Consider the following 25,536-nt stretch of genomic DNA (forward strand, 5'->3'; position numbering starts at 1 on the left):
TCCTATCAAGCTATATATTGGCATTTTACCCCGATTTTGCGTTGGGCTGTGGACATCTAAATGCGGATAAACCCGACCATGGCACGACTCGCGCTGACAGGTAGCCTGTGGCTGGCCCTTAGCGTTGGCGCCATGCCAGCCGCCGCACTCGAATACCGGATCGCACTGGATGCGCCTGACAGCATCAAGCCGCTGCTCATCAAATACCTGGATATCTATCGCTGGCGCGACAACCCGGCACTGGATGATGCGCAATTACGCAGACTCTACCGGCTCACTCCGGACAGCATCAAAACCTTATTAGCCACCGAAGGCTATTATTCCCCCACTGTCACCCCGAACATCCAGCAACAGGATGGCATCTGGCAACTGCAGTTCAAGGTCGAGCCAGGCGAACCGGTACGCGTCGCACGCACCATGCTGAGTGCGCAAGGTGCGATCAGTGAAGATGCGCAACAATACCAAGCCTGGCTTAAAGCACAGTACGCAGCATGGCCGCTCAAAAACGGCGACATCTTCCGGCAGGACACCTGGGAAATGGCAAAACGCGATGTGCTCACCAGTCTGATCATCGCCAAATATCCACAAGCGCACATGCTGGCCAGCGCCGCCGTCATCAACCCGGACACCCATAGTACGGTAATCAACGTAGTGCTGGACAGCGGCCTCGCCTACCATTTCGGCCCAACTACCATCAACGGCCTGCAGCGCTACCCCGCCAGCATCGTTGAGCGCCTGAATCCCATCACACCCGGCGATCCCTATTCTCAGGCCAAACTGCTGGAATTCCAGTCGCGCCTGCAGAGCCGGCCCTATTTCAAATCGGTCAACATTGCGACTGTCGCTGATGCAACCGACCCGACCATGCTCCCGGTAAAGGTGAGCGTGGTCGAATTGCAGCGCCAGAAACTGGGTATCGGTGTGGGTATCAGCACCGACAGCGGACCGCGTGGCCAACTGGAATACCAGAATCTGAACAGCCTGGACAGCAACTTGCGCTTTAACGGCGCATTCAAAATCGACACGCATCTACGCTCGCTGAGCGGGCAAATCGAACGGCCACGTGACGAACTCGGCTACATAGACAGCATCAGTGCAACGACCAAACGTACCGATATAGAAGGTGAAATTACCAGCCAGAGCGCTACCGCGATCAAGCGCACACGCACTAAAGACCGTATTGAAACCAGCCTGATTGCCCAATATCTTGTCGAGCACCAGAGCATATCTGGTGCGGTAGGCGACAACCTGCAAGCACTCACGCTCAATTACATCTGGACATACCGTAATGTAGACAATCTGCTATCGCCCAGCCGCGGTTATTTATTCCGCACCGAAATCGGAGGCGCATCCCAGGCGCTATTGTCCGATCAGGATTTTATTCGCAGCCGTAGCCAGGCCATTTATTTCTATCCGATCACCCAACATGACAGCCTGACGTTGCGGGGCGAGCTGGGCATCGTATTCGCATCCGACACGCACGGCATTCCCAGCGACATGCTGTTCCGTACCGGCGGCGACACCACCGTGCGTGGCTATGCCTATCAGAGCCTGGGCGTAGCGCAGGGCGACGCCATCGTGGGCGGCCGTTACCTAGCCACCGGCAGCGTGGAATATACGCACTGGCTGGCCCCCAAATGGGGAGCTGCCCTGTTTTATGATCGCGGCAATGCCACTGACACCCTGCAAAATTTCCACACTGTAGCCGGTTACGGTGTGGGTGCACGCTGGCGCAGCCCGCTTGGGCCATTGAGTCTTGATGTTGCCTATGGCGAAGCCATTTCCGCTTACCGCATCCACTTCAGTCTGGGCAGTGCATTTTGAAACTACGCAACCTTCTGAACTGGCGCACCTACAGCACTTCCATGTTACGAGGCTTGAGTGCCGTTTTATTACTTGGCAGCTTAATCTGGTTATTAGGCAGCGAACCGGCCGCGCGCGCACTGGCGCAAATCGTTACCCGCGTCAGCAATGACCAGATCATCATCAGCGGCGTAACCGGCTCCATTTTTGATACGCTCAGCATTAAACGCATAGACTGGATCACACCTGAAAAAACCGTCACGCTGCAGCAACTCAAGCTGGCCTGGTCGCCCAGTCAACTATGGCAGGGCAGCCGCCTGAAATTCACGCAACTGAATATAGCCACACTGGATATCACACTCACAAAGCCGGATAACAAACCTCTACAGATGCCGTCCAGCCTGGCCTTGCCATTCGAGCTGGCGGTGCCGAATGGCCGTATCAATGCCGTGCGCATCCACCGCGGCGACCAGCATATCCTTATCCAGCCAGTCAGCTTCAGTCTCAATTACGCCAGTCATCGCTATCAATTGCACGGCACCGCACTCTCCGAATGGGGCAATGCACAACTGCAAGTGCAATTAGCTGACCAGACCCCATTTAAACTCAGCAGCCAGATCGGGCTGAGCCTGCATGACGGCCTCCATAACTACGACGCCGCTATCCAGCTTGGCGGCACGCTTGCCCGCATAGCGTTAAACGGCACGGCTAAATCGGGCCCAGCCAGCGCCACGACACAGGCGCAAATAACCCCGTTTCTCACCCGACCATTTGCACAAGCGAAGCTCAGCCTCAGCAATTTCAACCCGGCCGACATAGGCTACGCATTACCGCATGCGCGCATCGATGGCCAGGCGAACATCACCCCGACCGGCACCGACACCTACAGCGGTGCGATACACCTCAGCAATAGCGCACCCGGCAGCCTCGATCTGCAAAAGCTCCCGGTTACCCGACTGGACGCCGATATTAACGGCACGTCCGCGGACATGACGCTAACCAATCTGGCGCTGTTGCTCAGCCACAACGGTCGCATCCTCGGGGCTGGAAAATGGCATGACCAGGGCCTGGACTTGCATCTGAGTGCGCAACAAATCGATTTAAATGCCCTCTACCGGCCCCTGCATGCGACTCACCTCAACGGCAAGCTGGATATGCGCATGAACGCGCAACAGCAAACACTTAACGCCACACTCAATCAAGCCAACTACAACATGGATGTCGCCGCCACTTACCAGCAGCAGCGTCTGACCATCACTTCCGCAAAATTACGCAAGGACACCAGCGCCCTGACCTTCACGGGTGAACTGGCGCTGGCCGGCTCGCGCAAATTCAGTGCCCAGGGCAAACTGAGCCGCTTCAACCCCGCCCAGTTTGGCCGCTACCCGGTTGCCAGCATTAACGCCGAATTTACAACGCAGGGACAGATTCAGCCGCAACTGCAAACCCGACTGCAACTTGCCATCAGCAACAGCCTCTACAACAATGCCCCACTCAGCGGCCACGCCACACTGCAGATTGCCAAGCAGCGGCTGTGGAACAGCACCGCGCAATTTCAGCTCGGCAACAACAAGCTCAACCTGCAAGGCAGTTTCGGCGCACCGCGCGACCGCATGATCTGGCAGCTTAATGCCCCGAATATCGCGGTGCTGGGCGCCGGATTTAACGGCAAGCTCATCGCCAATGGCGTATTACACGGCAGCTTCGCCCAGCCTGCGGGTGAACTGAAAGCGCAAGGCGAGCAACTGGTCTGGCAGTCGGGTTTGCGCATTGCACAGGTCGACACCCAGATTAAAATCGGGCCAGGTGACAACGGCACCATCAGTGCTAGCGGCAATCTGCGTAATTTTCAATCAGGCAGCCTGCAACTGGATAGCGCGTATCTCTACGCCAACGGCACTCGCCATAACCACACCCTGACGCTGGTCGCGAATAATCGCACACTCGACCTGAATGCCGTCCTGACCGGCAACTGGCGCAACCAGAGCTGGAACGGCCAGATCAGCCAGCTCACCAATCGCGGGCTATACCCATTTAACCTGCGCGCACCGGCACCGCTGGTAATGAGCAGCAATCACGCGCAACTTGATCATGCCGAATTCAGCATCGCCAATGGCGTATTCAGGCTTGATCAGTTTGACTACAGCACAGCCGGCATCACCAGCCATGGCAGTGCCAGCGGCATTAATCTGGGCTATCTCCAGCAACGCCTGCACCCTAACAACCAGATCAGCAACTCCCTGACCGCAGGCAGCAAGTGGCAATTCACGCTGGGCAAGCGTGCCGATGGCGAGATCATGGTGTGGCGCGAAGGCGGCGATATCAGCATTATCAGCGACCAGACCACCCGTCTCGGCATTAACCGTGCCTTACTCACTGTGCAGGCACAGAATAACCAGCTCACCGCAAAACTGGATGCCAATGGCACCACCATGGGCAGCATAAACGCGCAAGCCAGCACCATCCTGACACATCAGGGCAACCGCCTGGGATTATCCACACTGGCGCCACTACAGGCTCACGCGCAGTTGCAAATCCCGTCAATGGCCTGGCTCACGGCCATACTCGACGACACATTTAATCTGGATGGCGCAGTGCATGGACAGATGGACCTGCAGGGCAGCCTCCACACACCCGTTTTCACCGGCACGATAAGCGGATCCGGGCTTACGCTGGGCTACCCTGAACAAGGGATATTTTTAAAGAATGGCACCCTGAATGCCAAATTCGATCAGGACAGCCTGAATATCACTCAGCTCGATTTCCACAATGGAGGTGATCTCACTGCGCACGGCACCATCAAACTCAACAATGGCCAGCTGGATATGCAGCTGAGCGCAACCGCCCGACAATTGAAACTGATCAATCGGCCTGACCGACAAGTTACGCTAACTGGCAAAGCCGAAGTCATCGCCAAAGACAAACACATTACTACCCAGGCCGACGTCACAATTGACCGCGCCACCATCAGTCTCAACAATGACGGCAAGCCGCAGTTAAGCAATGACATCATTATCATCGGCCACATACCGGCTAATGCCAGGGCTCGCAACAACGCCAGCTCACCGCCAGCATGGCAAATCGAATCGCATGTCATGATCGACCTCGGCAAGCATACCCAGATCACGGGGCAGGGACTGGATGCCCGGCTGGAAGGCACGCTCGATTTCAGCCAGCGCGGATCCAATCTACCCACCGCAATCGGAACGCTTAATGTTGCCGAAGGCAATTACAGCGCATTCGGACAACGCCTCGCCATCACTCGCGGCGTACTCAATTTTGCGGGCATCGTTAGCAACCCCGGTCTGGACTTGCTCGCCACCCGCACATACCCGACTGTCACCGTCGGTGTACAGGTTAGCGGCACCGCGCTCGCCCCGGTTGTCAAACTGGTATCCACCCCGGAACTCAATGACAGCGAAAAACTCTCCTGGCTGGTATTGGGTCACGGCACCACCACGGTGACCAATGATGCTGACACCAAAGCACTGCAGGCAGCCGCCGCTTATTTACTGGGCAGAAGCGGGTCTGTTTCCCTGCAATCCAAACTCACCGAACTGACCGGACTTAACGAAATCGGCATCAATGGCGCAGGCACGCTCGACAGCAGCGTCCTCAGCCTGGGCAAACGCCTGTCTGATAAGGTGTATGTCAATTACGAACAAGGGCTGACCGGCACGAAACAACTGGTCAAAATCACCTACACACTGTCGCGCCGTCTTTCCATCCGCGCCCAGGGTGGCAACGAATCCGCGCTGGATTTGTTTTATACCTTCTCGTTTGATTAAATAACGTCAACCAAATCAGAATATCCTGCTAATAAGCTATCTGCCGTTAAAAACTTAAGCGGTTCACTCAATGCCTGCGCAAGCAACATCCGATCAAACGGGTCACGATGAATGTCAGGGAGTCGCATAATTCTGGCAGCGTGCTTTGGCGTTATGTCTAACACCTGGAAGCCGTTTTTTTCTATTTCTTCAACCAACGTATCTACATTTACATCAAGCTTTCCTATCCCGGACTTGATTGCGGCTTCCCATATTGATGCGCTACTCACATAAACTTCAGTCGCAGAAATAATGATTTCCCTGGCTTGTAAAGACAGCTTTGGACTATCTTGCAACCACCATAAGTAGACGTGGGTATCCAGTAAAATTCTCATTATCGCCCTTCAAAATCCGCCTGAATCTCATCAGGCAATGGCGCATCAAAATCATCAGCAATTGTAATGCTCCCCTTCATAGAACCTGGACGACGCACAAAACTACTTTTTTTTGATAATGGAACAAGTCTTGCAGCAGGTTTTCCTGCTTTTGCGATTACGATTTCTTCGCCTTGCAAAACGGATTCAATCAATTTTGAAAACTGCGTTTTGGCATCGTGAATATTAATTGTTTGCATAAAAACCTCGATAGTTAATTAAACTTAGTCTAGCTTAGTCCGTTATTATGTACATTACAATCCATTTTGTACCTTAATTTAAGCCTGAAGCACAAAACCTGATTCGATGATTGCGAGCTGAGGGGACACAGTGGCCACACCCTGATTGAGCATCTTAAAAAATTCACACGATCATTAAGTTAAAAAATATTACATTTTAATCAATGCATTACAAAAAATAATACCTGATTTCCATCACCTCTCCGAGCTTTATTTTCTGTAAAAACACATTTCCCCCTTGAAAATCAGCACTACCGCCCCTATTATTAGCACTCCTCGGGTGAGAGTGCTAAAATTGCCGCCCGAGCCTTTTTTCTTGCAATGTATACACAGCATTGCGCTTTAATTGTTTAATTTCCAGGAGAAACAGTAATGAAAATTCGTCCTCTGCACGACCGTATCATCGTTAAACGTATGGAAGAAGAGCGCAAGACCGCTTCCGGTATTGTGATTCCTGACAGCGCTACTGAAAAACCAGACCAGGGTGAAGTTATCGCCGTGGGCAATGGCAAAGTTGGTGATGATGGTAAAGCCCGTCCACTGGATGTGAAGGTCGGTGACCGCGTGTTGTTCGGCAAATATGCTGGCCAAACCGTTAAAGTCGATGGCGAAGACCTATTAGTCATGCGCGAAGAAGACATCATGGGCGTTCTGGAATAATCCAGCCCCACCCCCTAATAAATCATCTATTTCCAGGAGTAAGTTATGCCAGCAAAAGACGTAAAATTCGGTGATGTAGCCCGTCAAAAAATGATGATCGGTGTCAACATTCTGGCCGATGCAGTTAAAGTAACCTTGGGCCCTAAAGGCCGTAACGTGGTGTTGGATCGTGCTTTCGGCGCGCCTATCATCACCAAGGACGGTGTTTCTGTTGCTAAAGAAATCGAACTGAAAGACAAATTCGAAAACATGGGCGCGCAAATGGTTAAGGAAGTTTCTTCCAAGACTGCTGACGTAGCCGGTGACGGTACCACTACCGCTACTGTATTGGCCCAAGCCATGTTGAAAGAAGGCATGAAGTTTGTTGCTGCCGGCATGAATCCTATGGATTTGAAACGCGGCATGGACAAAGCAGTAACCGCTATCGTTGAAGAACTGAAAAATATCTCCAAGCCTTGCGCAACTTCCAAGGAAATCGCACAAGTTGGTTCTATTTCCGCTAACTCAGAAAGCACCATCGGCGACATCATTGCTAACGCAATGAGCAAAGTGGGTAAAGAAGGCGTTATCACTGTTGAAGATGGTACCAGCCTGGAAAGCGAACTGGACGTAGTTGAAGGTATGCAGTTTGACCGTGGCTACCTGTCACCTTACTTCATCAACAACAACGACAAGCAAATCGCCGGCCTGGACAATCCTTTCGTGTTATTGCACGACAAGAAAATCTCCAACATCCGTGACTTGCTGCCAGCACTGGAACAAGTTGCTAAAGCGGGTCGTCCATTGCTGATCATCGCTGAAGACATCGACGGCGAAGCACTGGCAACTCTGGTTGTAAACAACATCCGTGGCATCCTGAAAACTTGTGCTGTTAAAGCACCTGGTTTCGGTGATCGTCGTAAAGCCATGCTGGAAGATATCGCTATCTTGACCGGTGGTACTGTGATTGCTGAAGAAGTTGGTTTGACTTTGGATAAAGTTACCCTGGCTGAATTAGGTCAGGCTAAACGCATCGACGTCAGCAAAGACAACACCATCATCATCGATGGCGCTGGTAAAGCTGAAAACATCACAGGTCGTGTTGCACAAATCAACCGTCAAATGGATGAAGCAACCAGCGACTACGACAAGGAAAAACTGCAAGAACGTAAAGCCAAACTGGCTGGCGGCGTTGCAGTGATCAAAGTCGGCGCTGCTACCGAAGTTGAAATGAAAGAGAAAAAAGCACGCGTAGAAGATGCATTGCACGCTACTCGCGCAGCGGTTGAAGAAGGTATCGTACCTGGCGGTGGCGTAGCACTGTTACGCGCTAAAGCAGGTATTGGTTCATTGGTAGGCGACAACGCTGATCAAGATGCTGGTATCAAAATCATCTTGCGCGCTATCGAAGAGCCATTGCGCCAGATCGTTATCAACTGCGGCGATGAAGCATCTGTCGTGGTTAATAAAGTGCTGGAAGGCAAAGGTAACTATGGTTACAACGCAGCTACCAGCGTCTACGGCGACATGGTCGAAATGGGCGTGCTGGATCCAACCAAAGTAACCCGCACCGCATTGCAAAATGCGGCTTCTGTAGCCAGCCTGATGCTGACCACGGATGCAATGGTTGCTGAACTGCCGGATGATAAATCGGGTGGTGGCGCAGGCATGGGCGACATGGGTGGTATGGGCGGCATGGGCGGAATGATGTAATTCCGCACGATGTAACTTGCGACATCTGCAAAAGAAAACCCCGTCCTTGTGGCGGGGTTTTTTTATATGGCTAACAAAGAAAGGCAGAACGCAAGTTTCTGCCTTTCTTTGTGTCTGTGATTACAAACGATAACTCGTTGCTATATACAAAACAATATAAACCATAATTACCTGATTTAATATATTATTATTAATATAACTTGTTTCATATTTCGTTTCATAATTGGCCGACATGACAAAAATCAATACGGATGCCCTAATCAAACTCCTGCGCACAAACCACCACATTGGAGGCGCTGAATTATGCGCGAGACTTGGTGGCATTAGCCGTGCTACCTTGAGCCGTGCATTAAAAGGGCTCGGCGCTTCGGTCATTAGCAGCGGAGGGTCTCGCCGCACGCGTTATGCCCTGCGTCGCACGCTACGCGGCAACGCCAACCCCATTCCACTTTATCGCATAGATGAACACGGACAAGGGCATGAGATTGGCCTGCTGTCCCTCATCTATCCGCAAGGCACCTGCCTGGCCAATCAGGCAGGATTCCCCTGGCCGCTGGATAAAGATATGGCGGACGGCTGGTTCGAAGGTTTGCCGTACCCTATCATCGACATGCGCCCACAGGGTTTTCTCGGTAGAAATTTTGCCCGAATCCACGCCCTCGACCTGAACCTTCCCAACAATCCGGACGCCTGGTCAGATGATGACATTATTTTCATGCTATCGCTGTTGGGCCATGACCAACCTGGTGACCTTATACTCGGAGAAGTTGCCTATCACCGTTTTCTTGAGCGTATCCGTCAAAGCGACACACGCTTTCTTTCCGACGACCAGATAGAAGAAAGCTATCCCCGATTAGCAGACATGGCTCTGCTGCAGGGCGAACCCGGTTCATCCGCCGGTGGCGAATTTCCAAAATTCACCGCCAGCCGCTTCATAAACAACCGCAAAGTTGATGTTATCGTGAAATTTTCCGGAGCGGATAACTCCCCTGCGGTGCGGCGCTGGGCAGACCTGCTGATTTGCGAACATCTGGCGTCATCTGTCATGGCCAATACACTCCAGATAGCCGTTGCTGAATCTGCCATTTACCAGTACGCCGACAGAACATTCCTGGAAGTGGCGCGTTTTGACCGCCACGGTGATTTCGGCCGCTCCCCGGTCTGCACTATTGGCAGCCTCAACGCAGCTTTGGTAGGCGAAAATGCAGACTGGCCAAAAACCGCGCAGGCGTTTCACAACCATGGCTGGCTGTCCGCTGAAGACGTCACACGCATTACGCTTATCTGGTGGTTCGGCAGACTCATCGCCAACACGGATATGCACGAAGGCAACCTCGCTTTTCGGCCGGGTTTAACGCTTGCACCGGTCTATGACATGCTACCCATGATGTATGCCCCGGTCAGGGGTGGCGAAGTACCAGTCAAAACGTATGCCCCGGCATTGCCATTACCAGCCGAAGTTGATTTATGGAAACAGTCTGCCAAAGCCGCCATTCAGCTCTGGGAAATCTGTTCCGACGATGAGCGCATCAGTACGGATTTCCGGCAGATTTGCATAAATAACAGCCGGATTCTGGCGAATCTTCTCTCACGCTTATAATCCTGGAAAGCGGCACTGCCGTTTCCAGATTAAATCCCGTACAATTACGTTTTCGCGTATTCCTCCCACCCTCTGATCATGGCTGACAACTTCGACACGGGCAAGGCCCACGACAGCACTGAAGACAACCTGAATCGGGTGGTGGCACTGTTACGCAAGCATGATCTGGTCACCAGCCTGGTGCACAAGCAGGATATGCCGCGCCGCGATCTGGTTGAAGGTCTGGTGCACAAGCAGCACCTGACCGAATTGCACGCGCTGCTGGACGACATGCACTCCGCCGACGTGGCGCTGGTACTGGAAGCCCTGCCGCTGGATGACCGGCTATTAGTCTGGGATCTGGTCAAGGCTGAGCGCGACGGCGAAATCCTGCTGGAAGTCTCCGACGCAGTCCGCGAATCGCTGATCAAGACAATGGACAGCGAGGAACTGCTGGCCGCTGCCGAGACGCTGGATACCGACGAAATTGCCGACCTGGCGCCTGACTTACCGCAGGACGTTATTCAGGATTTACTGCAGTCGCTGGATGCACAAAAGCGTTCACGCCTGCAATCCGCATTGTCCTATGCCGAAGACACCGTTGGTGCGCTGATGGACTACGACATGGTCACCATCCGCGCCGATGTCACACTGGAAGTGGCGCTGCGTTACTTGCGCCGCCTGGGTGAATTGCCCGACCAGACTGACAAACTGTTTGTGGTTGACCGCGATGGTGCATTACGCGGCGTGATGCCACTGCAGCGCCTGCTGCTCAAAGACCCGGATGCCAAAGTCGCTGACGTCATGGCCGAAGAAGTGGTGACGTTTCACGCCGAAGACGATGCGACCGATGCAGCCAACGCGTTTGAACGCTACGATCTGGTGTCTGCACCAGTCATTGATGCCAGAAACCGGCTGATGGGTCGCCTCACGGTGAATGCCGTGGTCGATCACATCCGTCAGGAATCCGATAGCGACCTGCTCTCTATCGCCGGTTTGCGCGAAGAGGAAGATATTTTCGCCAGCGTATGGAAATCCGTGCAAAACCGCTGGGCATGGCTGGCGATCAATCTGGTAACTGCATTCATTGCCTCGCGCGTCATCGGCGAATTTGAAGGCACCATTGAAAAACTGGTGGCGCTGGCAGCACTCATGCCCATCATTGCCGGTATCGGCGGCAATTCCGGCAATCAGACGCTGACCATGATCGTACGCGCACTGGCACTGGGTCAAATCCACCCTGATAACGCGCGAAAACTGTTCAGCAAAGAGATCGGCGTGGCCGCGATCAATGGCCTGATCTGGGGCAGCGTGGTCGGCGTGTTTGCCTATATGCTATACGGCAAGCCTGCACTCGGCTTGGTCATGATGGGGGCGATGACGCTCAACCTGCTGCTGGCCGCAGTCATGGGCGTCGCGATCCCCACCTTCATGCACAAATTCGGCCGCGACCCCGCCGTCGGTTCCAGCGTACTGATCACAGCCGTGACGGACAGCGGCGGATTCTTTATTTTTCTCGGACTGGCATCACTGTTCATGCGCTACTTAACCTAGCGCAGACATGCTAATTTCATATCTATCTAGTAACAGGGAAACGAAATGCAAGAATTTGATTTAATCGTTATCGGTTCAGGACCTGGCGGCTATCGCGCCGCCGTATTAGCGACACTGCGCGGCCTGACCGTGGCCATTATCGAAAAAGCCACCTGGGGCGGCTGCTGCCTGAACCGCGGTTGCGTACCCAAAAAAGACTGGCATCACACTGCCCACCTGGTTGCCAGCAGCAAGGAATTTGCCAAACGCGGCATCACCGGCTCATTGACTGCCGATATTCAGGGTGCATGGGATCACCAGCACAAAGTCGTGGAAAACGTACGCGACAGCTACACCGACTACATGAAACGCCTGGGCATTGCCGCATTCACCGGCGCAGGCCAATTTGTCGATGCACATACCGTTGCCATTGCTGACGCGCAGATCAGCGGCAAGCACATCATCATCGCCACCGGCTCCAGCCCGTTTGTCCCGGAAAATTACCCGCTCACCGCCGGGCGCGTACTCACTACCGACGATCTGTTCGACAACCCGCCACCTGCTGGCAAGCGCGTGGCCGTGGTGGGCAGTGGTGTGATCGGTACCGAATTCGCCTACATCCTCAGCCAACTTGGTTGCGAAGTGGTGTGGATCGCCAACAGCAAGCCATTGGCCAACAGCCAGTTCTCCCAGCCGGCACTGAAGATCCTGCATGACACCCTCAAGCAGCTCGATATCCAGGCACGCACCCGCAGCCGCGCGCAACAAGTCGAAGTGCTGGCCGACGGCGTCAAGCTGACCTTTGCCGATGGTCAAAGCGAAACCGTAGACTGGGTCTTGCTGGGTTCCGGTCGCCGTCCGCACACTGATGCGCTCAATATCGAAGCTGCCGGTGTAGCGATGGACAGCAAGGGTTTCGTCAAAGTGAACGCTTACCTGCAAACCAATATCCCGCACATTTATGCCATCGGTGACGTCGCCAACACCCGCATGACAGCCAACCAGGCGCTGGCAGATGCCTCCGTCGCCATCGCCAACATCCTCGCGCCGAAGTCGCGCAAACAGAATGTCGCCGCCGTACCGGAGCTGGTCTACTCGGCAGTGGAATTAGGCCGCATCGGCATGAACGAAGATGAAGCCGAAGATGCCGAACTCGAACCAGCCGTCGGTTTTGCTGCATTCGAAAGCAATCCGCGCGCACTGGGTCAGGACGACATTAACGGCTTTGTGCGCCTGATTGCCGACATGGACAGCGGTGCCCTGCTGGGTGCTGAAGTCGTCGGCAGCGAAGCCGGTGAAATCATTCACAGCATCGCCCAGCAGTTCGGCCACGAAGATGCACTGGCGCGCTTTGCCGGCATGTTCTACAACCACCCTGCCCGTACTGAGGAAATCCAGAACGCCACCGAAACGCTGGCCAATAAATGGGGCCTGTCGGAACAGGTATTCGGCGCGTGAGCAATCCGAAGCACGAAGGTCTGGCACTGTATTTCCGCCTGCTGCGCCATGTACGCCCGTACTGGCGCATGTTTGCCGGCGCACTGCTGGCAATGGCGGTAATGGCGGCGGCAGAGCCTGCCGTGCCTGCGCTGTTCAAACCTTTGCTGGATGGCAGCTTCGTGCAGAAAGACCCGGATTTCATCCGCATTATCCCGTTACTGATGATTGCGCTGTTTTTCATTCGCGGCCTGGCTGACTTTGCCAGCACCTATGGTATGAACTGGGTCGGCAGTCGGCTGGTGATGGATTTGCGCGCGGCGATGTTCAACAAGCTGATAGCCATGCCTACCCGCTTTTACGACAACAGTTCCACCGGCACGCTGATCGCCCACGTTGTGTTCAACGTCACTCAGGTTACCCAGTCCGCCACCAGTGCGGTCACGCTGCTGGTACGTGACACGCTGACCATCGCCGGCTTGCTGGGCTGGCTGCTATGGCTGAACTGGAAGCTGACGCTGATCATCGTGGCTATCGCACCAGTCGCGGTATTCATTATCCGCGGTGTCAGCAAACGCTTACGCAACATCAATCGCCAGGCGCAACAGAATCTGGGCGAGATCACCCATGTGGTAGAGGAGTCGGTCGGCGCACACAAGGTGGTGAAGATATTCGGCGGCCAAGAATATGAATTACGCCGCTTCGGCAAAGCCGTCAACGATGCACGCCGGTTTTACATGAAAGGCGTGACCGCTGCTGCCGCCAATGGTCCGGTGGTGCAACTGGTCGCCGCATTTGGCGTCGCACTGATCGTGTATATCGCCACACAGGAAGCACTGCGCGGCGAGCTCTCAGTCGGCGGGTTTGTCTCCTACATGATCGCCATGCTGATGATCTTCGGCCCGGTGAAACGCCTGACCGGCGTCAACGAGCAACTGCAACGCGGTCTGGCCGCAGCCGAAGTCGTGTTCGACCTGATTGATAGCGAGACTGAAATCGACCATGGCACCCTGACCCTGCCGCGCGCAAAAGGTGCTTTGGAGTTCAGCAAGCTCACCCTGCATTACCCGGACAAATCCATCCCGGCGCTGGATGATATCAACCTGAGCATACAGCCCGGTGAAACAGTCGCGCTGGTAGGCGCATCCGGCAGCGGCAAAACCAGCCTGGTCAATCTGATCCCGCGTTTCTATACACCGACCTCCGGGCAGATCCTGCTCGATGGCCATGACATTACTGCCATCACACTGGACTCGCTGCGCGCCAATATCGCACTGGTATCACAGGACGTAGTGCTGTTTAACGACACCATCGCCGCCAACATTGCCTACGGCGCACAAGCCAATGCCAGCGAAGCCGACATCATTCGGGCAGCCGAAGCCGCACATGCCATGGAGTTTATCCGCGAACAACCACAGGGCCTGAAAACCATGGTGGGCGAGAACGGCGTCAAACTTTCCGGCGGGCAACGCCAGCGTATTGCCATCGCCCGCGCACTACTGAAAAATGCGCCCGTACTGATTTTGGACGAGGCTACCTCGGCACTGGATACCGAATCCGAACGCCACGTCCAGGCCGCACTGGAAACCCTGATGCAAGGCCGCACCACGCTGGTCATCGCCCATCGCCTGTCCACCATCGAAAATGCCGACCGCATTGCCGTGATGCAGCAGGGTCGCATCGTCGAGATTGGCAAGCACGCCGAGCTCATCACGCGCAAGGGCATTTACGCCCACCTTCACCGTTTGCAATTCCATGAATAACGAGACTGAATACGCCGCCGTCAAACCACCGCGCTCCTTGCTGTCTGCTGCCGGCCGCGCCATCGGCGATTTTGACATGATCCGCAACGGCGACCGCATCCTGCTGGGTATCTCCGGTGGTAAGGATTCCCTGTCGCTATTGCACATCCTGCTCGACTTGCAGAAGCGTGCCCCGGTCAAGTTTGAACTGGCTGCCTGCACCGTCGATCCGCAATCACCGGATTATGATCCCAGCGTATTGAAGCCTTATCTGGCAGCGTTAGGTGTGCCGTATTTTTACGAAAGCCAGCCGGTGCTGGAATCGGCCAAACAGAACATGACTGGTGATTCATTTTGCGCTTATTGTTCCAGAATGCGCCGTGGCATCCTCTACCGCATTGCCCGTGAGCACCATTACAACGTGCTTGCGCTGGCCCAGCATCTGGACGACCTGGCTGAAACATTCATGATGTCTGCATTTTTCGGCGGCAAACTACGCACCATGCAGGCGCATTACACCAACGATGCCGGCGATGTACGGGTGATCCGCCCGCTGGTATATGCACGCGAACGCCAGACCAGCGACTTTGCCAAGAGCGCCAACCTGCCCGTCGTGCAGGAAAACTGCCCGGCCTGTTTCAGCATGCCCATGCAACGCCAGAGCATGAAAGTGATGCTCGCCGAACAGGAAAAATCACACCCGAAACTCTTTGCCAGCCTGCTGACAGCGATGCGCCCACTCATGAAAAATGTCTAATTATCAACAGCTTTGACGAAAACAAGACAAAAAAATGGCAGGATAAAATCCTGCCATTTTTTATAAACTACGCAATCAATTACTTGATAGCATCTTGTGACTGCTTGCTCTTACGACGTAAACGCAGACCAACCAGACCCAGACCAACTGCCATCATTGCCCAGGTTTCAGCTTCTGGCACAGCAGGAACGCCACCGCCATTGCCGCCGCCGTTACCGCTATTACCACCACCTGCGTGGTGACCGTTATTGCCATTTACCGATACTGCATTTGCATCTGCAGCAAAACCCAATGACACAACAGCTGCCAGGGCCAATACATTTAATACTTTACGTGCATTCATTATGAACACTCCTATTTTATAATACAAAAATCTTAAATAACCATCGGTAAAACACAAACCAGTAATTCACAAGCCGACTACTGAACTTATCAAAGCACTAAATATGCCACAAGTGAAATTCAATCAACCAATCGGGCACACAAACGCTAAATAAAAAAAGGTGGCGAAAATTTCACGCCACCCCTGGGTCAATCAAACCCTGAAACTATACACCGCATTAAGCAACTGAAGCTTTACCACTCTTACGACGCAAACGCAGACCAACCAGACCCAAGCCAACTGCCATCATTGCCCAGGTATCTGCTTCTGGCACTGCAGCGACGTGAGTAACATGTGGGAACTGCGAAGAAAATACGGTAGTGCCACGCGGACCATGCACAGTTACGGCAGCCGCCGCATTACCAGCAAAAACCACCAAAGCAGCTACAACCAACGATTTAATCATATTCATATCGATAACCTTTCGAATAACAACGAGACAATAATTTCATCAACTTAACCAAGTGATCAAAATTCCGGAACAAGCGGCGCTTGTCATTCTAAAATCACAGAATCCAAACCGATACAACATTAACCGCTTGCCTGATAACCAACGATTAATGTATTAACTACAACATGACAATGTTTTCTGCAGAACAAACTGAAGCCAGCAATTTCATCACCGACACTACAATAGATTTATTCTTACAAACTAAGTTCCATATTATATCATACAAAAACTACAGATTCATTCTTACACCACCACAATACAAATGCTTTTACTATAATGACCAGTCAGTTAGCACCCGCCAAAAAGAAAGGATGGCGCATTAAATGCGCCATCCTTAGACCGCTCAATAAACACTAAACCACCTAATTATTTAGTTACAACTTATTTGACTGAAGTTTTGCCGCCTTTACGACGCAGACGCAAACCCACCAGACCAAGGCCCAACGCCATCATCGCCCAGGTATCAGCCTCAGGGACAGCCGGAGTCACAGACCAAGTACCAAAACCGTCACCTACACCAGTAACGACAACGGTTGTCCCATTAGGGCCGGTACCGGTTACGGTAACCGCGCTCGCGTTACCAGCAAAACTTAACGCGGCAACAGCAGCCACACCCAACAACTTGATTGATTTGCTAACTTTCATTTTTCACTCCTAAAAAATTTAAACATAAAATCAACTTAACCCAGGGCAACGTAAGACATAAACCATTACCGCCCCAGACAAATAGTAAGCAGTTAATATGCCAAACAGATAACAGTTTGATGAAATTTTAAAACAAGGCGTCCAAGCACCTCCCAATCCCAGTTTGAAACCCCACTTAAGATGGCTAGCTTTCACCTACACAACCAGGGCATCAACTTGCAAACAGCGTGCGAAACGCAGCCATCAGCCTTATCGACAGTACCCGCCGCATCTCGATAGCCATTGGCTTGCGTTCGATTGGCAGTGCGCTGTCTCACCTTGCTCAGCCACATCCCACTCCTACATCAATTCCGAACAATTGCCGCTACACGCAACTGCATGCATACGCTCATCAACAAAACCCACCCGGCGACGCAATGGGTTGACCAGCAAAGCATTTCATTCAGCGATATATTGCGTAAACCGCACCAACATGAACCACGCATGCATCATTTTGGCTTAATACGTTAGCCGCCACATTGCTCGCGACAAAAAATAGGATGGCACGCTAAGTGACCACCCTATATATTGAACACACCTCATCACAACCCATCAACGCTTAACTTATTTGCAGACTTTCCGCTCTTGCGACGCAGACGCATCCCAACCAGGCCCAAGCCCACAGCCATCATTGCCCAGGTATCCGCTTCTGGTACCGGAGGGCACGATTCCGACTCTCCCACCTCGATCTTATGTAAGCCATGAACTTCCGTTGCATTTGCATTGCCGATAATACTGAATGCCATAACAGCACCCACACTTAGCAACTTCACAGATTTAATAACTTTCATTTCGTAACTCCTTGAAAAAATCACAGGAAAAAATGAACCACAAATGTGCAGGACAAAAACACTAATTAGCCCCTGTTAAAACCCATGCATGTAGCGTGCCAAGAACCAATAAACAGCTATTTTTCTGAATTAATAAGCCTGACTGTCCTTAAAAACCAGCTTGATAGTCTTCAGCATAATGACGATATCCAGCCAGATTGACCAGTGTTTCAGATAGGTAATATCATGCAAAACACGGCCTTCCATTTTATCGATCGTGTCCGTCTCCCCCCGATAGCCATTGACTTGCGCCCAACCGGTGATACCCGGCTTGACCTTATGCCGCCACATGTAGCCACGTATCAATTTGCGGTAATGTTCATTGTGCGCAACAGCATGCGGACGTGGCCCGACAATACTCATCGAACCCTGCAACACATTGATCAACTGAGGCAGTTCATCCAGGGATGTTTTGCGTAAAATTGCACCAAGTCGAGTCACGCGTGCATCATTTTTGGTCGCCTGGGTTACTTTGTCACCATCTTCACACACCGACATCGAACGGAATTTATACACCCAGATCTCATCGCCATCCATGCCATAACGACGTTGCTTGAAGAAAACCGGGCCTTTTGAACTCAACTTCACCAACCCGGCAATAACAACCAATATAGGTGCAATCAGCAACAAAATCAGGCCGGACACCACTAGATCAAAAACACGTTTATGTACCGCATTAATACCCACCAGTGGCGATTCGAACACCGAAATAACCGGCACGCCATTCACACTGTCCAGCCGCGCCTGAACCAGATCAAAGATGAACACATCCGGCACAAAATAAATCGAAGCTGTCGTATCGCGCAACGAATTCACCAGATCAATCACCCGCGGCTGATTCAGAATAGGCAGGGTAATGTAGACCAGATCAATATCGAACTTGGTCACATAATCCGCCACATCCTCCAACCCACCCGCCACGATAGACAGCAGCTTGGCGTCACAACGATCATCCAGCCTGTCATCGAAAAACGCATCTACCCGCACCATCAGACTACGCTGCTGATGAATACGATCAGCCAGTTTATGCCCGAGCTCATTCGCGCCGACAATAACGGCACGCCGAATTTGGCCACCTTTGCGCAAAGATTCCAGATAAGCGCGCACGGCGGATTGACTAATAAACAGCAAAACCGGCGTCATCAATACCCAGATCGCCAACACCTGCTGGTTAAACTCGCCATACAAACCCGTAGCTCTCGCCAGCAACGCCAACACCACAACCACGATAGACCAGGCAATCAGCAAATTAATGCCATGGCGACTAATCCCGGTCAACTGCGGATTACGGATTTCAAAAAAATCGAATCCATCAAATACCTGAGAACCGATCAAAAATGCGAGCACACCCAGTAGCAGATACAGCCCATTAAAGGGTGGGGATGCTAATTCAACCGAAATTATCAATGATAAAAAAATCACCAGAGGGTTAACCAGCCGCTTTGCCACACTCAGGACTGGATGCTCATAACCACCAAACATAATGAATCCTCTTAAATATTGTTATAGTTCTGACAACCAAATACTGGCTGATTTAGAATGAGCTAGTAATCGTAGCTTAAGCAAAAATCATGACAATCTGACTAAAACAGAAAAAAAACCACCGCTTCATATTAATATTACGAAACATTTCAATCCGAAAACGAACTTTCAAAGTGGCTATAACCCGATAAAATCGGAATATACAACACCCGCCATAAATTTGTAAGATAAAACATGTATTATAACTACGGAATACCTATTACATACCTTATCATATAAAACATGACCAAGCAGGTGTTACTGGCACGGTATTAGCTTAATAACAATCAAAACGCACGAAGGAAAGCACAGCATGCATCAAACGCTCTACCCGGTAATATTGTCAGGCGGATCCGGCACACGGTTGTGGCCGTTGTCGCGCGCAGCCTTGCCCAAGCAACTGTTACCGCTACTATCCGAGCAGACGCTATTTCAGGAAACCGTAAAACGCATCGCTGACCTACCGAATACCGCCGCACCTTTGATCGTGTGCAATCAGGAACACCGCTTCATGATCGCCGAGCAATTGCGCTCGATAAACATCACACCCAATGCCATCCTGCTCGAACCGGTAGGCCGCAATACCGCACCCGCTATCGCGATTGCCGCCTTAACGATACAGCGCCAGGACCCAAATGGCTTAATGCTGGTACTGCCCGCCGATCACCTGATACGCGACGAACCGGCATTCCATATCGCCGTAGCCCATGCCGCACAGATTGCAGCGCAAGGCTATCTGGCCACCTTCGGCATTGTGGCATCCTCACCGGAAACCGGATTCGGCTACATCCGCCAGGGCGCGGCCATAGCTGGCCACCCGCATACATTCCAGGTGCGTGAATTTGTCGAGAAACCGGACCTCGCCACCGCCGAACAGTACGTTGCCAGTGGCGAATACTACTGGAATAGCGGCATGTTCCTGTTCCAGGCCCAGGACCTCATTGATGAACTGCGCCGCCTGCGCCCGGACATACTCAGCGCATGCGAAGCCGCACTGGATCAAGCCAAAAACGACCTCGATTTCGTCCGCCTCGACCCCACCGCCTTTGCCGCCTGCCCGTCCGAATCCATAGACTATGCGGTCATGGAACACACGCAAAAATCCGCCGTCGTGCCCGCAGACATCAACTGGAGCGATATCGGCGCATGGAATTCGATCTGGGAAGTCAGCACCAAGGATGCCCATCACAACGTAACCCGCGGCGACGTCATGATTGAAGATGCCAGCCACAACCTGATTCGCGCCGAATCCCGGCTGGTAGTGGCATTAGGGGTAGAAAACCTGATGATCATCGAAACCGCCGATGCAATCCTGGTCGCACCTAAAGACCGCGCGCAAGACGTCAAACTCATCGTCGACAAACTCAAAGCGCAATCACGCAGCGAGCATTTGTATCACGACCGCGTCTACCGCCCATGGGGCTGGTATGAAGGCATTGATAGCGGCGACCGCTTCCAGGTCAAGCGCATCATGGTCAACCCCGGCGCTAAACTGTCGCTACAGATGCACCATCATCGTGCAGAGCACTGGGTAGTCGTCTCAGGAACGGCCATGGTGGTGCGCGGTGAAGAAGAAATCATGCTGTGCGAAAACCAGTCGACCTACATACCGCTCGGCAGCAAACATCGCCTGGAGAATCCGGGCAAAGTGCCCCTGCACCTGATCGAAGTGCAATCCGGCACCTATCTCGGCGAAGACGACATTGTGCGCTATGAAGACATCTACCGGCGGAATGCCTGATGATGAAAAAAGCCCCACTATTCGCCTTGTGCGTCAGCAGCTTCAGCTCACTGGCACACGCCAATATAAGCGACACATTCAGCCCTTATGTGTCTGCAGCCTACAACTACAACAGCAACCTGTTTCTGTTGCAGAACGAGCAAGCCGCGCTGGCTACATTAGGCACCACCACCATGTCCGAATCCTACAAGGCGTACGCCGCTGGTGTCGGTATGAACTGGAAAACCGGCCGCCAAGTCATCAGCGGTCATGCCGAGGCCAGCCAGATTAATTTCGACACATACAAAACCATGGACTACACCGGCCATGACTTGGCATTGAAATGGGACTGGCTGATAGGCGACACCCTGCTCGGCGATGTCGGTGCATCTGAAACCCTCACCCTCGCCCCATTTCTCTACACCAAAAAACCGCTGGCCAACCTGCTCAACACACGCAAGGCATTTTTCAACGGCAACATCAAGCTCAACAACCGCTGGCAGCTCAAGCTGGGTGCGGAAAAAACCCAGAAGACCAATAGCGATGCCACCCAGCAATATAATGATATTAACATCGACACCTACAAGACTGGTTTCCGTTACCTGACCCCCAAAGGCAGCAAAATCGACTTCAATAGCTCGGTAAGTACTGGTACTTACCCTAATCGGCCACTCAACGCCTACAACCAATACGATAACGGCATTGGTTTCGACTGGATCGCCACAGGCAAAACCAGAGTGCAAGGCAAAGTCAATTACACCCGACGTAACTACCCTGACTCGCAGCAACTTAATTACTCGGGGATTACAGGCCGGATTAGCGCTGACTGGTTCATCACCGGCAAAACCACACTCAACCTTGCACTGTACCGTGACATCAACAGTTTTATCACCGACACATCCAGCTACGATGTGACTCAAGGCATATCGGCCAAGGCAACCTGGTTAGCCACTGCTAACGTCGCTGTCAATCTGAATGCCAAGCATGACAGCATTGATTACCTGAACACACCACACCGCAAGGACGAACTATCCACGTTAAATCTGGATGTGGCTTACACCCTGTTACGCAACACCAAGCTGGATGTCGTGGCAGAGCGGGGCGTACGCAGTTCCAACATTGACGGCAACAGTTATCGCTACAACAGCCTGACGATAGGACTCAATCATGCATTCTAAAACGATAAATTTTTTAAGGACGGATAACATCATGCGCAAAATGCTATATCTCCTGCTGGTCATGCTTAGCGTATTCACCCTCCCCGCCCATGCCCGCGAATATCTGCTGGGCACAGGTGACGTAGTGCACATCACCGTATACGACCACCCCGATCTGCTAGTGGATGCCGTGCAGGTAGATGAAGACGGCAAAATCGCCGTACCGCTCATCGGCGCAGTGCCCGTCGCAGGCATCACCGCCAGCGCAGCGCAGAAGCGCATTGCACAAGGGTTAGAGTCCGGCGGATTCATCATCAAGCCCAACGTCAACCTGATTGTGCAGCAATACCGCAGCAAGCAGATCTCGGTACTGGGACAAGTCAATAAGCCGGGCAAATACGCTCTGGAATCCACCAGCACCCTCACCGACCTGCTCGCCATGGCCGGTGGCATAGGCGCACTGGGTTCCGACACCATCGTGCTTATCCATAAAAAACAGGACAACCAGCTCAAGCAAACCAAAATAGACACCCTGGCATTATTCAAGGGTGGTCAACTTGATCTGGATTACACCATAGGTGAAGGCGACATTATTTTTGTACCGCGCGCAGAAGTGTTCTATATCTACGGTGAAGTTCAGCATCCCGGCGCATTCCGCCTGGAGAAAAACATGAACGTCATGCAGGCAATCTCATTAGGTGGCGGCATCACCCTGCGCGGCACAGAGCGCGGCGCACAAATCCGCCGCCTGGATAAAGACGGCAAGACCATCACTATCTCAGCCGCCCCTGGTGAGCAGATACTCCCGGACGACGTCATTTACATTAAAGAAAGCCTGTTCTAACCCGACAGAGACAGAGGCCAGCCATGAACATGATCAGTTTTCTCAGAGTAATCTGGGCACGTAAAACCGTACTGCTAATCACGATTGCACTCACCGTGCTGGCAGCCATTGCCGTCAAAATGATATTACCGCCACAGTATCAGGCAACCGCCAGCGTCATTGTTGACTTCAAGCAGCCGGATAATGTTACTGGCGTCATGCTCTCACCCCAGTTGATGCCGGGCTATGTAGCCACCCAGGTCGATGTGCTCGCCAGCCATAATGTGGCACTCAAGGTAGTTGATGACCTCAAACTGACACAAGACCAGCAACTCCGCCAACAGTTTGCTGATGAAGCCAAGGGCCAGGGCAACATACGCGACTGGTTAGCCGAATTACTGCTGAAAGACCTGACGATCACCCCATCCCGGGAAAGCAACCTGATCGATGTATCGTACAAATCCACCGATGCAGAATCCGCAATGATCATTGCCAATGCCTTTGTCAAAGCCTACATCCAGACCAATCTCGAGTTGCAAACAGGCCCGGCCACCCAGGCTAACAAATGGTATGAGTCCCAGTTAAATGAACTCAGAACCCACCTGATTACCGCACAGAAAAAATTATCCGATTACCAGCAAAGCAAAGGCATTGTTGTCGTCGATGAAAAGCTCGATGTGGAAAGCGCCCGCCTGGCCAATACCGCAAGCCAGCTAAGCCTGGCGCAAGGCCAGACCTTTGACAGCACATCGCGCAACAGCCGGTCCGGTGATCAGCTGTCCGACGTGATCAATAACCCGGTCATCCAGTCACTCAAAACCGAGCTGGCGAAAGGTGAAGCCAAGCTGGATCAACTCTCCCGCAGTGTTGGTAAAAACCACCCTGATTACCTGCGCGCCCATGCCGAGGTAGACGCCCTGCGCAGCCAGCTCGCACAGGAAACCCGCAGCGCCCAGCAAAGCGTCAACACCACCATGCGTGTCGCGCAACAACGCGAAGCAGATCTGCGTAACTCATTAGCCGCACAAAAAGAAAAACTGCTGGCCCTCAAGCAAAACCGTGACGCAGGTGCCGTGCTGGTGCAAGACGTAGAAAGCGCGCAAAAAGCCTACGACATGGCCTTGCAGCGCTCAACCGAAACCCGCATGGCCAGCCAGACCAATCAGACCAACATCACCCTGCTCAACCCGGCAACGATGCCCACCCAGCAATCCAGCAAAGGCATGGCCGTAGTCGTCATACTTGCCTTATTTATGGGTACATTCCTCGGTTTGATGTTTACTCTGGTTGCCGAAATCATGGATAGACGTATACGCACAGAAACTGATCTGACTGACATCCTCGGCCTGCCCGTACTAGTCACACTCAATGCCAGCAAGCCCATAAAAACCAAAGGACTATCGGGTTTACTCAATCGTCCGAAACCAATGCTGAACTAGGTCTGGAGAATTAATCATGAGCACACCTATCATCAATATCCAGCCGCGCACCTCCGCAGACGACTCCATAGGTAATCTGCTGCTACAGGCCGGCAAAATCCGCGTCTCCGACGTGCAGAGCATATTAAGCCTGCAAAACACTGAAGAACTAAGATTCGGCGAAGCCGCAGTCAAGCTCGGTCTGGTCACAGAGGGCGACATCAGCCGCGTACTGGCCGACCAGTTTGACTACACCTACTTAACACCAGGTGAAGGCGGTTTCAGCCCAGAGCTGGTATGCGCCTACCGGCCATTTACCCAGCCCGCAGAAAAAATCCGCATGCTACGCAACCAGCTGCTGTCACGCTGGTTCAGCAATGGCAAAAAATCCTTATCCATACTCGGCGCCGGCAATGGCGTAGGCACCAGCTACACCGCCGCCAATCTGGCCGTTGCCTTTGCCCAGCTTGGCCAGCGCACATTATTGATAGATGCCAACCTGCACGCGCCACGGCAACACCAGATATTCAACCTGGATAACCGTGCCGGATTTGCCAGCATGCTGGCCGGACGCGCCGATATGACCAGCATCATCAAGCTGGAGGCTTTATCGTCATTGTCAGTCCTTCCCAGCGGAGCCATCCCGCCTAACCCCGCCGAGATCATCGCCCGCGGCATGAAATCCAAATTGCTCAGCGACCTCGGCCACCATTTCGACATCATTCTGTTCGACACGCCTTCGTTTAACGAACATGCCGAAAGCGCAAGCCTCGCCATGATCAGCGAGGGCGGCATACTGGTAACACGGCAGGACAAAACCAAATACCGCGACCTGGAACAAATCCGCGACACCCTGAATGGCACCAGCGCACAACTGCTGGGCACTGTGCTCAATCAGGCATAAACC

Annotated in this window: 21 protein-coding genes; 14 read left to right on the forward strand and 7 right to left on the reverse strand. The window is 52.8% G+C overall.

Going from position 1 to position 25,536, the window contains the following annotated elements; genetic code table 11:
• Window positions 1–60: 60 nt before the first annotated feature.
• A complete protein-coding gene (locus EJE49_RS01700; RefSeq protein ID WP_124948673.1) occupies window positions 61–1,824 on the forward strand; it encodes an autotransporter assembly complex protein TamA in 1,764 nt (587 codons plus the stop codon).
• Entirely contained in the window at window positions 1,821–5,591 is a 3,771-nt protein-coding gene (locus tag EJE49_RS01705; RefSeq protein ID WP_124948674.1) for a translocation/assembly module TamB domain-containing protein, read from the forward strand. The genes EJE49_RS01700 and EJE49_RS01705 overlap by 4 nt, the downstream gene beginning before the upstream one ends.
• Here EJE49_RS01705 and EJE49_RS01710 read toward each other — a convergent pair.
• Both EJE49_RS01710 and EJE49_RS01715 read right to left on the reverse strand, forming a co-directional pair.
• Window positions 5,588–5,965, reverse strand: a complete 378-nt coding sequence (locus EJE49_RS01710; protein ID WP_124948675.1) for a type II toxin-antitoxin system VapC family toxin — start codon at window positions 5,963–5,965, stop codon at window positions 5,588–5,590. The genes EJE49_RS01705 and EJE49_RS01710 overlap by 4 nt on opposite strands.
• Window positions 5,965–6,204, reverse strand: coding sequence for a type II toxin-antitoxin system Phd/YefM family antitoxin (locus EJE49_RS01715; RefSeq protein ID WP_124948676.1), 240 nt, complete (start codon window positions 6,202–6,204; stop codon window positions 5,965–5,967). The genes EJE49_RS01710 and EJE49_RS01715 overlap by 1 nt, the downstream gene beginning before the upstream one ends.
• Window positions 6,205–6,615: 411 nt before the next feature.
• Here EJE49_RS01715 and groES point away from each other — a divergent pair, with 411 nt between their 5' ends.
• The 7 genes from groES to EJE49_RS01750 all read left to right on the forward strand — a co-directional run bounded on the left by groES (window position 6,616) and on the right by EJE49_RS01750 (window position 15,643).
• On the forward strand, window positions 6,616–6,903 hold the full coding sequence (gene groES, locus EJE49_RS01720) for a co-chaperone GroES (RefSeq protein ID WP_124948677.1): 288 nt from the start codon (window positions 6,616–6,618) through the stop codon (window positions 6,901–6,903).
• Between the two features lie 45 nt (window positions 6,904–6,948).
• Window positions 6,949–8,595 carry a chaperonin GroEL gene (gene groL, locus EJE49_RS01725; protein ID WP_124948678.1) on the forward strand — a complete coding sequence of 549 codons (1,647 nt, stop codon included), beginning with the start codon at window positions 6,949–6,951 and terminating at the stop codon, window positions 8,593–8,595.
• Window positions 8,596–8,827: 232 nt separating this feature from the next.
• Complete coding sequence (gene yjjJ, locus EJE49_RS01730) at window positions 8,828–10,195, forward strand: type II toxin-antitoxin system HipA family toxin YjjJ (protein WP_124948679.1); 1,368 nt, start codon at window positions 8,828–8,830, stop codon at window positions 10,193–10,195.
• 78 nt (window positions 10,196–10,273) lie between these two features.
• Window positions 10,274–11,728, forward strand: a complete 1,455-nt coding sequence (mgtE, locus tag EJE49_RS01735; protein WP_124948680.1) for a magnesium transporter — start codon at window positions 10,274–10,276, stop codon at window positions 11,726–11,728.
• Window positions 11,729–11,773: 45 nt separating this feature from the next.
• Window positions 11,774–13,165: a dihydrolipoyl dehydrogenase family protein gene (locus EJE49_RS01740; RefSeq protein ID WP_124948681.1), complete on the forward strand. Its 1,392-nt coding sequence runs from the start codon at window positions 11,774–11,776 to the stop codon at window positions 13,163–13,165.
• Window positions 13,166–13,233: 68 nt separating this feature from the next.
• A complete protein-coding gene (gene msbA / locus EJE49_RS01745) occupies window positions 13,234–14,907 on the forward strand; it encodes a lipid A export permease/ATP-binding protein MsbA (protein WP_262981950.1) in 1,674 nt (557 codons plus the stop codon).
• Window positions 14,900–15,643 (forward strand): PP-loop family protein, encoded by a 744-nt coding sequence (locus EJE49_RS01750; protein WP_124948683.1) that lies wholly within the window; start codon window positions 14,900–14,902, stop codon window positions 15,641–15,643. The genes msbA and EJE49_RS01750 overlap by 8 nt, the downstream gene beginning before the upstream one ends.
• Before the next feature lie 79 nt (window positions 15,644–15,722).
• Here the strand turns inward: EJE49_RS01750 and EJE49_RS01755 are convergent, their stop codons facing one another.
• From EJE49_RS01755 to EJE49_RS01775, 5 genes are all read right to left on the reverse strand, one after another.
• Window positions 15,723–15,986 carry a PEP-CTERM sorting domain-containing protein gene (locus EJE49_RS01755; RefSeq protein ID WP_124948684.1) on the reverse strand — a complete coding sequence of 88 codons (264 nt, stop codon included), beginning with the start codon at window positions 15,984–15,986 and terminating at the stop codon, window positions 15,723–15,725.
• Between the two features lie 217 nt (window positions 15,987–16,203).
• A complete protein-coding gene (locus tag EJE49_RS01760; RefSeq protein ID WP_124948685.1) occupies window positions 16,204–16,437 on the reverse strand; it encodes a PEP-CTERM sorting domain-containing protein in 234 nt (77 codons plus the stop codon).
• A gap of 420 nt (window positions 16,438–16,857) precedes the next feature.
• On the reverse strand, window positions 16,858–17,121 hold the full coding sequence (locus EJE49_RS01765; RefSeq protein ID WP_124948686.1) for a PEP-CTERM sorting domain-containing protein: 264 nt from the start codon (window positions 17,119–17,121) through the stop codon (window positions 16,858–16,860).
• Between the two features lie 581 nt (window positions 17,122–17,702).
• Window positions 17,703–17,951, reverse strand: coding sequence for a PEP-CTERM sorting domain-containing protein (locus EJE49_RS01770; protein WP_124948687.1), 249 nt, complete (start codon window positions 17,949–17,951; stop codon window positions 17,703–17,705).
• A gap of 129 nt (window positions 17,952–18,080) precedes the next feature.
• Window positions 18,081–19,472 carry an undecaprenyl-phosphate glucose phosphotransferase gene (locus tag EJE49_RS01775; RefSeq protein WP_124948688.1) on the reverse strand — a complete coding sequence of 464 codons (1,392 nt, stop codon included), beginning with the start codon at window positions 19,470–19,472 and terminating at the stop codon, window positions 18,081–18,083.
• Window positions 19,473–19,824: 352 nt separating this feature from the next.
• Here EJE49_RS01775 and EJE49_RS01780 point away from each other — a divergent pair, with 352 nt between their 5' ends.
• The 5 genes from EJE49_RS01780 to EJE49_RS01800 are packed head-to-tail and all read left to right on the forward strand — an operon-like array spanning window position 19,825 to window position 25,533.
• Complete coding sequence (locus EJE49_RS01780; protein ID WP_124948689.1) at window positions 19,825–21,252, forward strand: mannose-1-phosphate guanylyltransferase/mannose-6-phosphate isomerase; 1,428 nt, start codon at window positions 19,825–19,827, stop codon at window positions 21,250–21,252.
• Window positions 21,252–22,409 carry an XrtB/PEP-CTERM-associated polysaccharide biosynthesis outer membrane protein EpsL gene (gene epsL / locus EJE49_RS01785; RefSeq protein WP_124948690.1) on the forward strand — a complete coding sequence of 386 codons (1,158 nt, stop codon included), beginning with the start codon at window positions 21,252–21,254 and terminating at the stop codon, window positions 22,407–22,409. Before EJE49_RS01780 ends, epsL begins: the two co-directional genes overlap by 1 nt.
• Window positions 22,410–22,440: 31 nt before the next feature.
• Window positions 22,441–23,232, forward strand: coding sequence for a polysaccharide export protein EpsE (epsE, locus tag EJE49_RS01790; protein WP_223246693.1), 792 nt, complete (start codon window positions 22,441–22,443; stop codon window positions 23,230–23,232).
• A 23-nt stretch (window positions 23,233–23,255) separates the two neighbouring features.
• Complete coding sequence (epsF, locus tag EJE49_RS01795) at window positions 23,256–24,650, forward strand: chain length determinant protein EpsF (protein ID WP_124948692.1); 1,395 nt, start codon at window positions 23,256–23,258, stop codon at window positions 24,648–24,650.
• A 16-nt stretch (window positions 24,651–24,666) separates the two neighbouring features.
• On the forward strand, window positions 24,667–25,533 hold the full coding sequence (locus EJE49_RS01800) for a polysaccharide biosynthesis tyrosine autokinase (protein WP_124948693.1): 867 nt from the start codon (window positions 24,667–24,669) through the stop codon (window positions 25,531–25,533).
• Window positions 25,534–25,536: the final 3 nt, after the last annotated feature.

It is taken from the genome of Sulfuriferula thiophila (assembly GCF_003864975.1).
Lineage (GTDB): Bacteria > Pseudomonadota > Gammaproteobacteria > Burkholderiales > Sulfuriferulaceae > Sulfuriferula > Sulfuriferula thiophila.

Bases quoted from the DNA above. Each gene is read 5' to 3' on its own strand.
- EJE49_RS01700 (WP_124948673.1), top strand. From the start codon at position 61: ATGCGGATAAACCCGACCATGGCACGACTCGCGCTGACAGGTAGCCTG.
- EJE49_RS01710 (WP_124948675.1), bottom strand. From the start codon at position 5,965: ATGAGAATTTTACTGGATACCCACGTCTACTTATGGTGGTTGCAAGAT.
- EJE49_RS01715 (WP_124948676.1), bottom strand. From the start codon at position 6,204: ATGCAAACAATTAATATTCACGATGCCAAAACGCAGTTTTCAAAATTG.
- groES (WP_124948677.1), top strand. From the start codon at position 6,616: ATGAAAATTCGTCCTCTGCACGACCGTATCATCGTTAAACGTATGGAA.
- groL (WP_124948678.1), top strand. From the start codon at position 6,949: ATGCCAGCAAAAGACGTAAAATTCGGTGATGTAGCCCGTCAAAAAATG.
- yjjJ (WP_124948679.1), top strand. From the start codon at position 8,828: ATGACAAAAATCAATACGGATGCCCTAATCAAACTCCTGCGCACAAAC.
- mgtE (WP_124948680.1), top strand. From the start codon at position 10,274: ATGGCTGACAACTTCGACACGGGCAAGGCCCACGACAGCACTGAAGAC.
- EJE49_RS01740 (WP_124948681.1), top strand. From the start codon at position 11,774: ATGCAAGAATTTGATTTAATCGTTATCGGTTCAGGACCTGGCGGCTAT.
- msbA (WP_262981950.1), top strand. From the start codon at position 13,234: ATGTTTGCCGGCGCACTGCTGGCAATGGCGGTAATGGCGGCGGCAGAG.
- EJE49_RS01750 (WP_124948683.1), top strand. From the start codon at position 14,900: ATGAATAACGAGACTGAATACGCCGCCGTCAAACCACCGCGCTCCTTG.
- EJE49_RS01755 (WP_124948684.1), bottom strand. From the start codon at position 15,986: ATGAATGCACGTAAAGTATTAAATGTATTGGCCCTGGCAGCTGTTGTG.
- EJE49_RS01760 (WP_124948685.1), bottom strand. From the start codon at position 16,437: ATGAATATGATTAAATCGTTGGTTGTAGCTGCTTTGGTGGTTTTTGCT.
- EJE49_RS01765 (WP_124948686.1), bottom strand. From the start codon at position 17,121: ATGAAAGTTAGCAAATCAATCAAGTTGTTGGGTGTGGCTGCTGTTGCC.
- EJE49_RS01770 (WP_124948687.1), bottom strand. From the start codon at position 17,951: ATGAAAGTTATTAAATCTGTGAAGTTGCTAAGTGTGGGTGCTGTTATG.
- EJE49_RS01775 (WP_124948688.1), bottom strand. From the start codon at position 19,472: ATGTTTGGTGGTTATGAGCATCCAGTCCTGAGTGTGGCAAAGCGGCTG.
- EJE49_RS01780 (WP_124948689.1), top strand. From the start codon at position 19,825: ATGCATCAAACGCTCTACCCGGTAATATTGTCAGGCGGATCCGGCACA.
- epsL (WP_124948690.1), top strand. From the start codon at position 21,252: ATGATGAAAAAAGCCCCACTATTCGCCTTGTGCGTCAGCAGCTTCAGC.
- epsE (WP_223246693.1), top strand. From the start codon at position 22,441: ATGCGCAAAATGCTATATCTCCTGCTGGTCATGCTTAGCGTATTCACC.
- epsF (WP_124948692.1), top strand. From the start codon at position 23,256: ATGAACATGATCAGTTTTCTCAGAGTAATCTGGGCACGTAAAACCGTA.
- EJE49_RS01800 (WP_124948693.1), top strand. From the start codon at position 24,667: ATGAGCACACCTATCATCAATATCCAGCCGCGCACCTCCGCAGACGAC.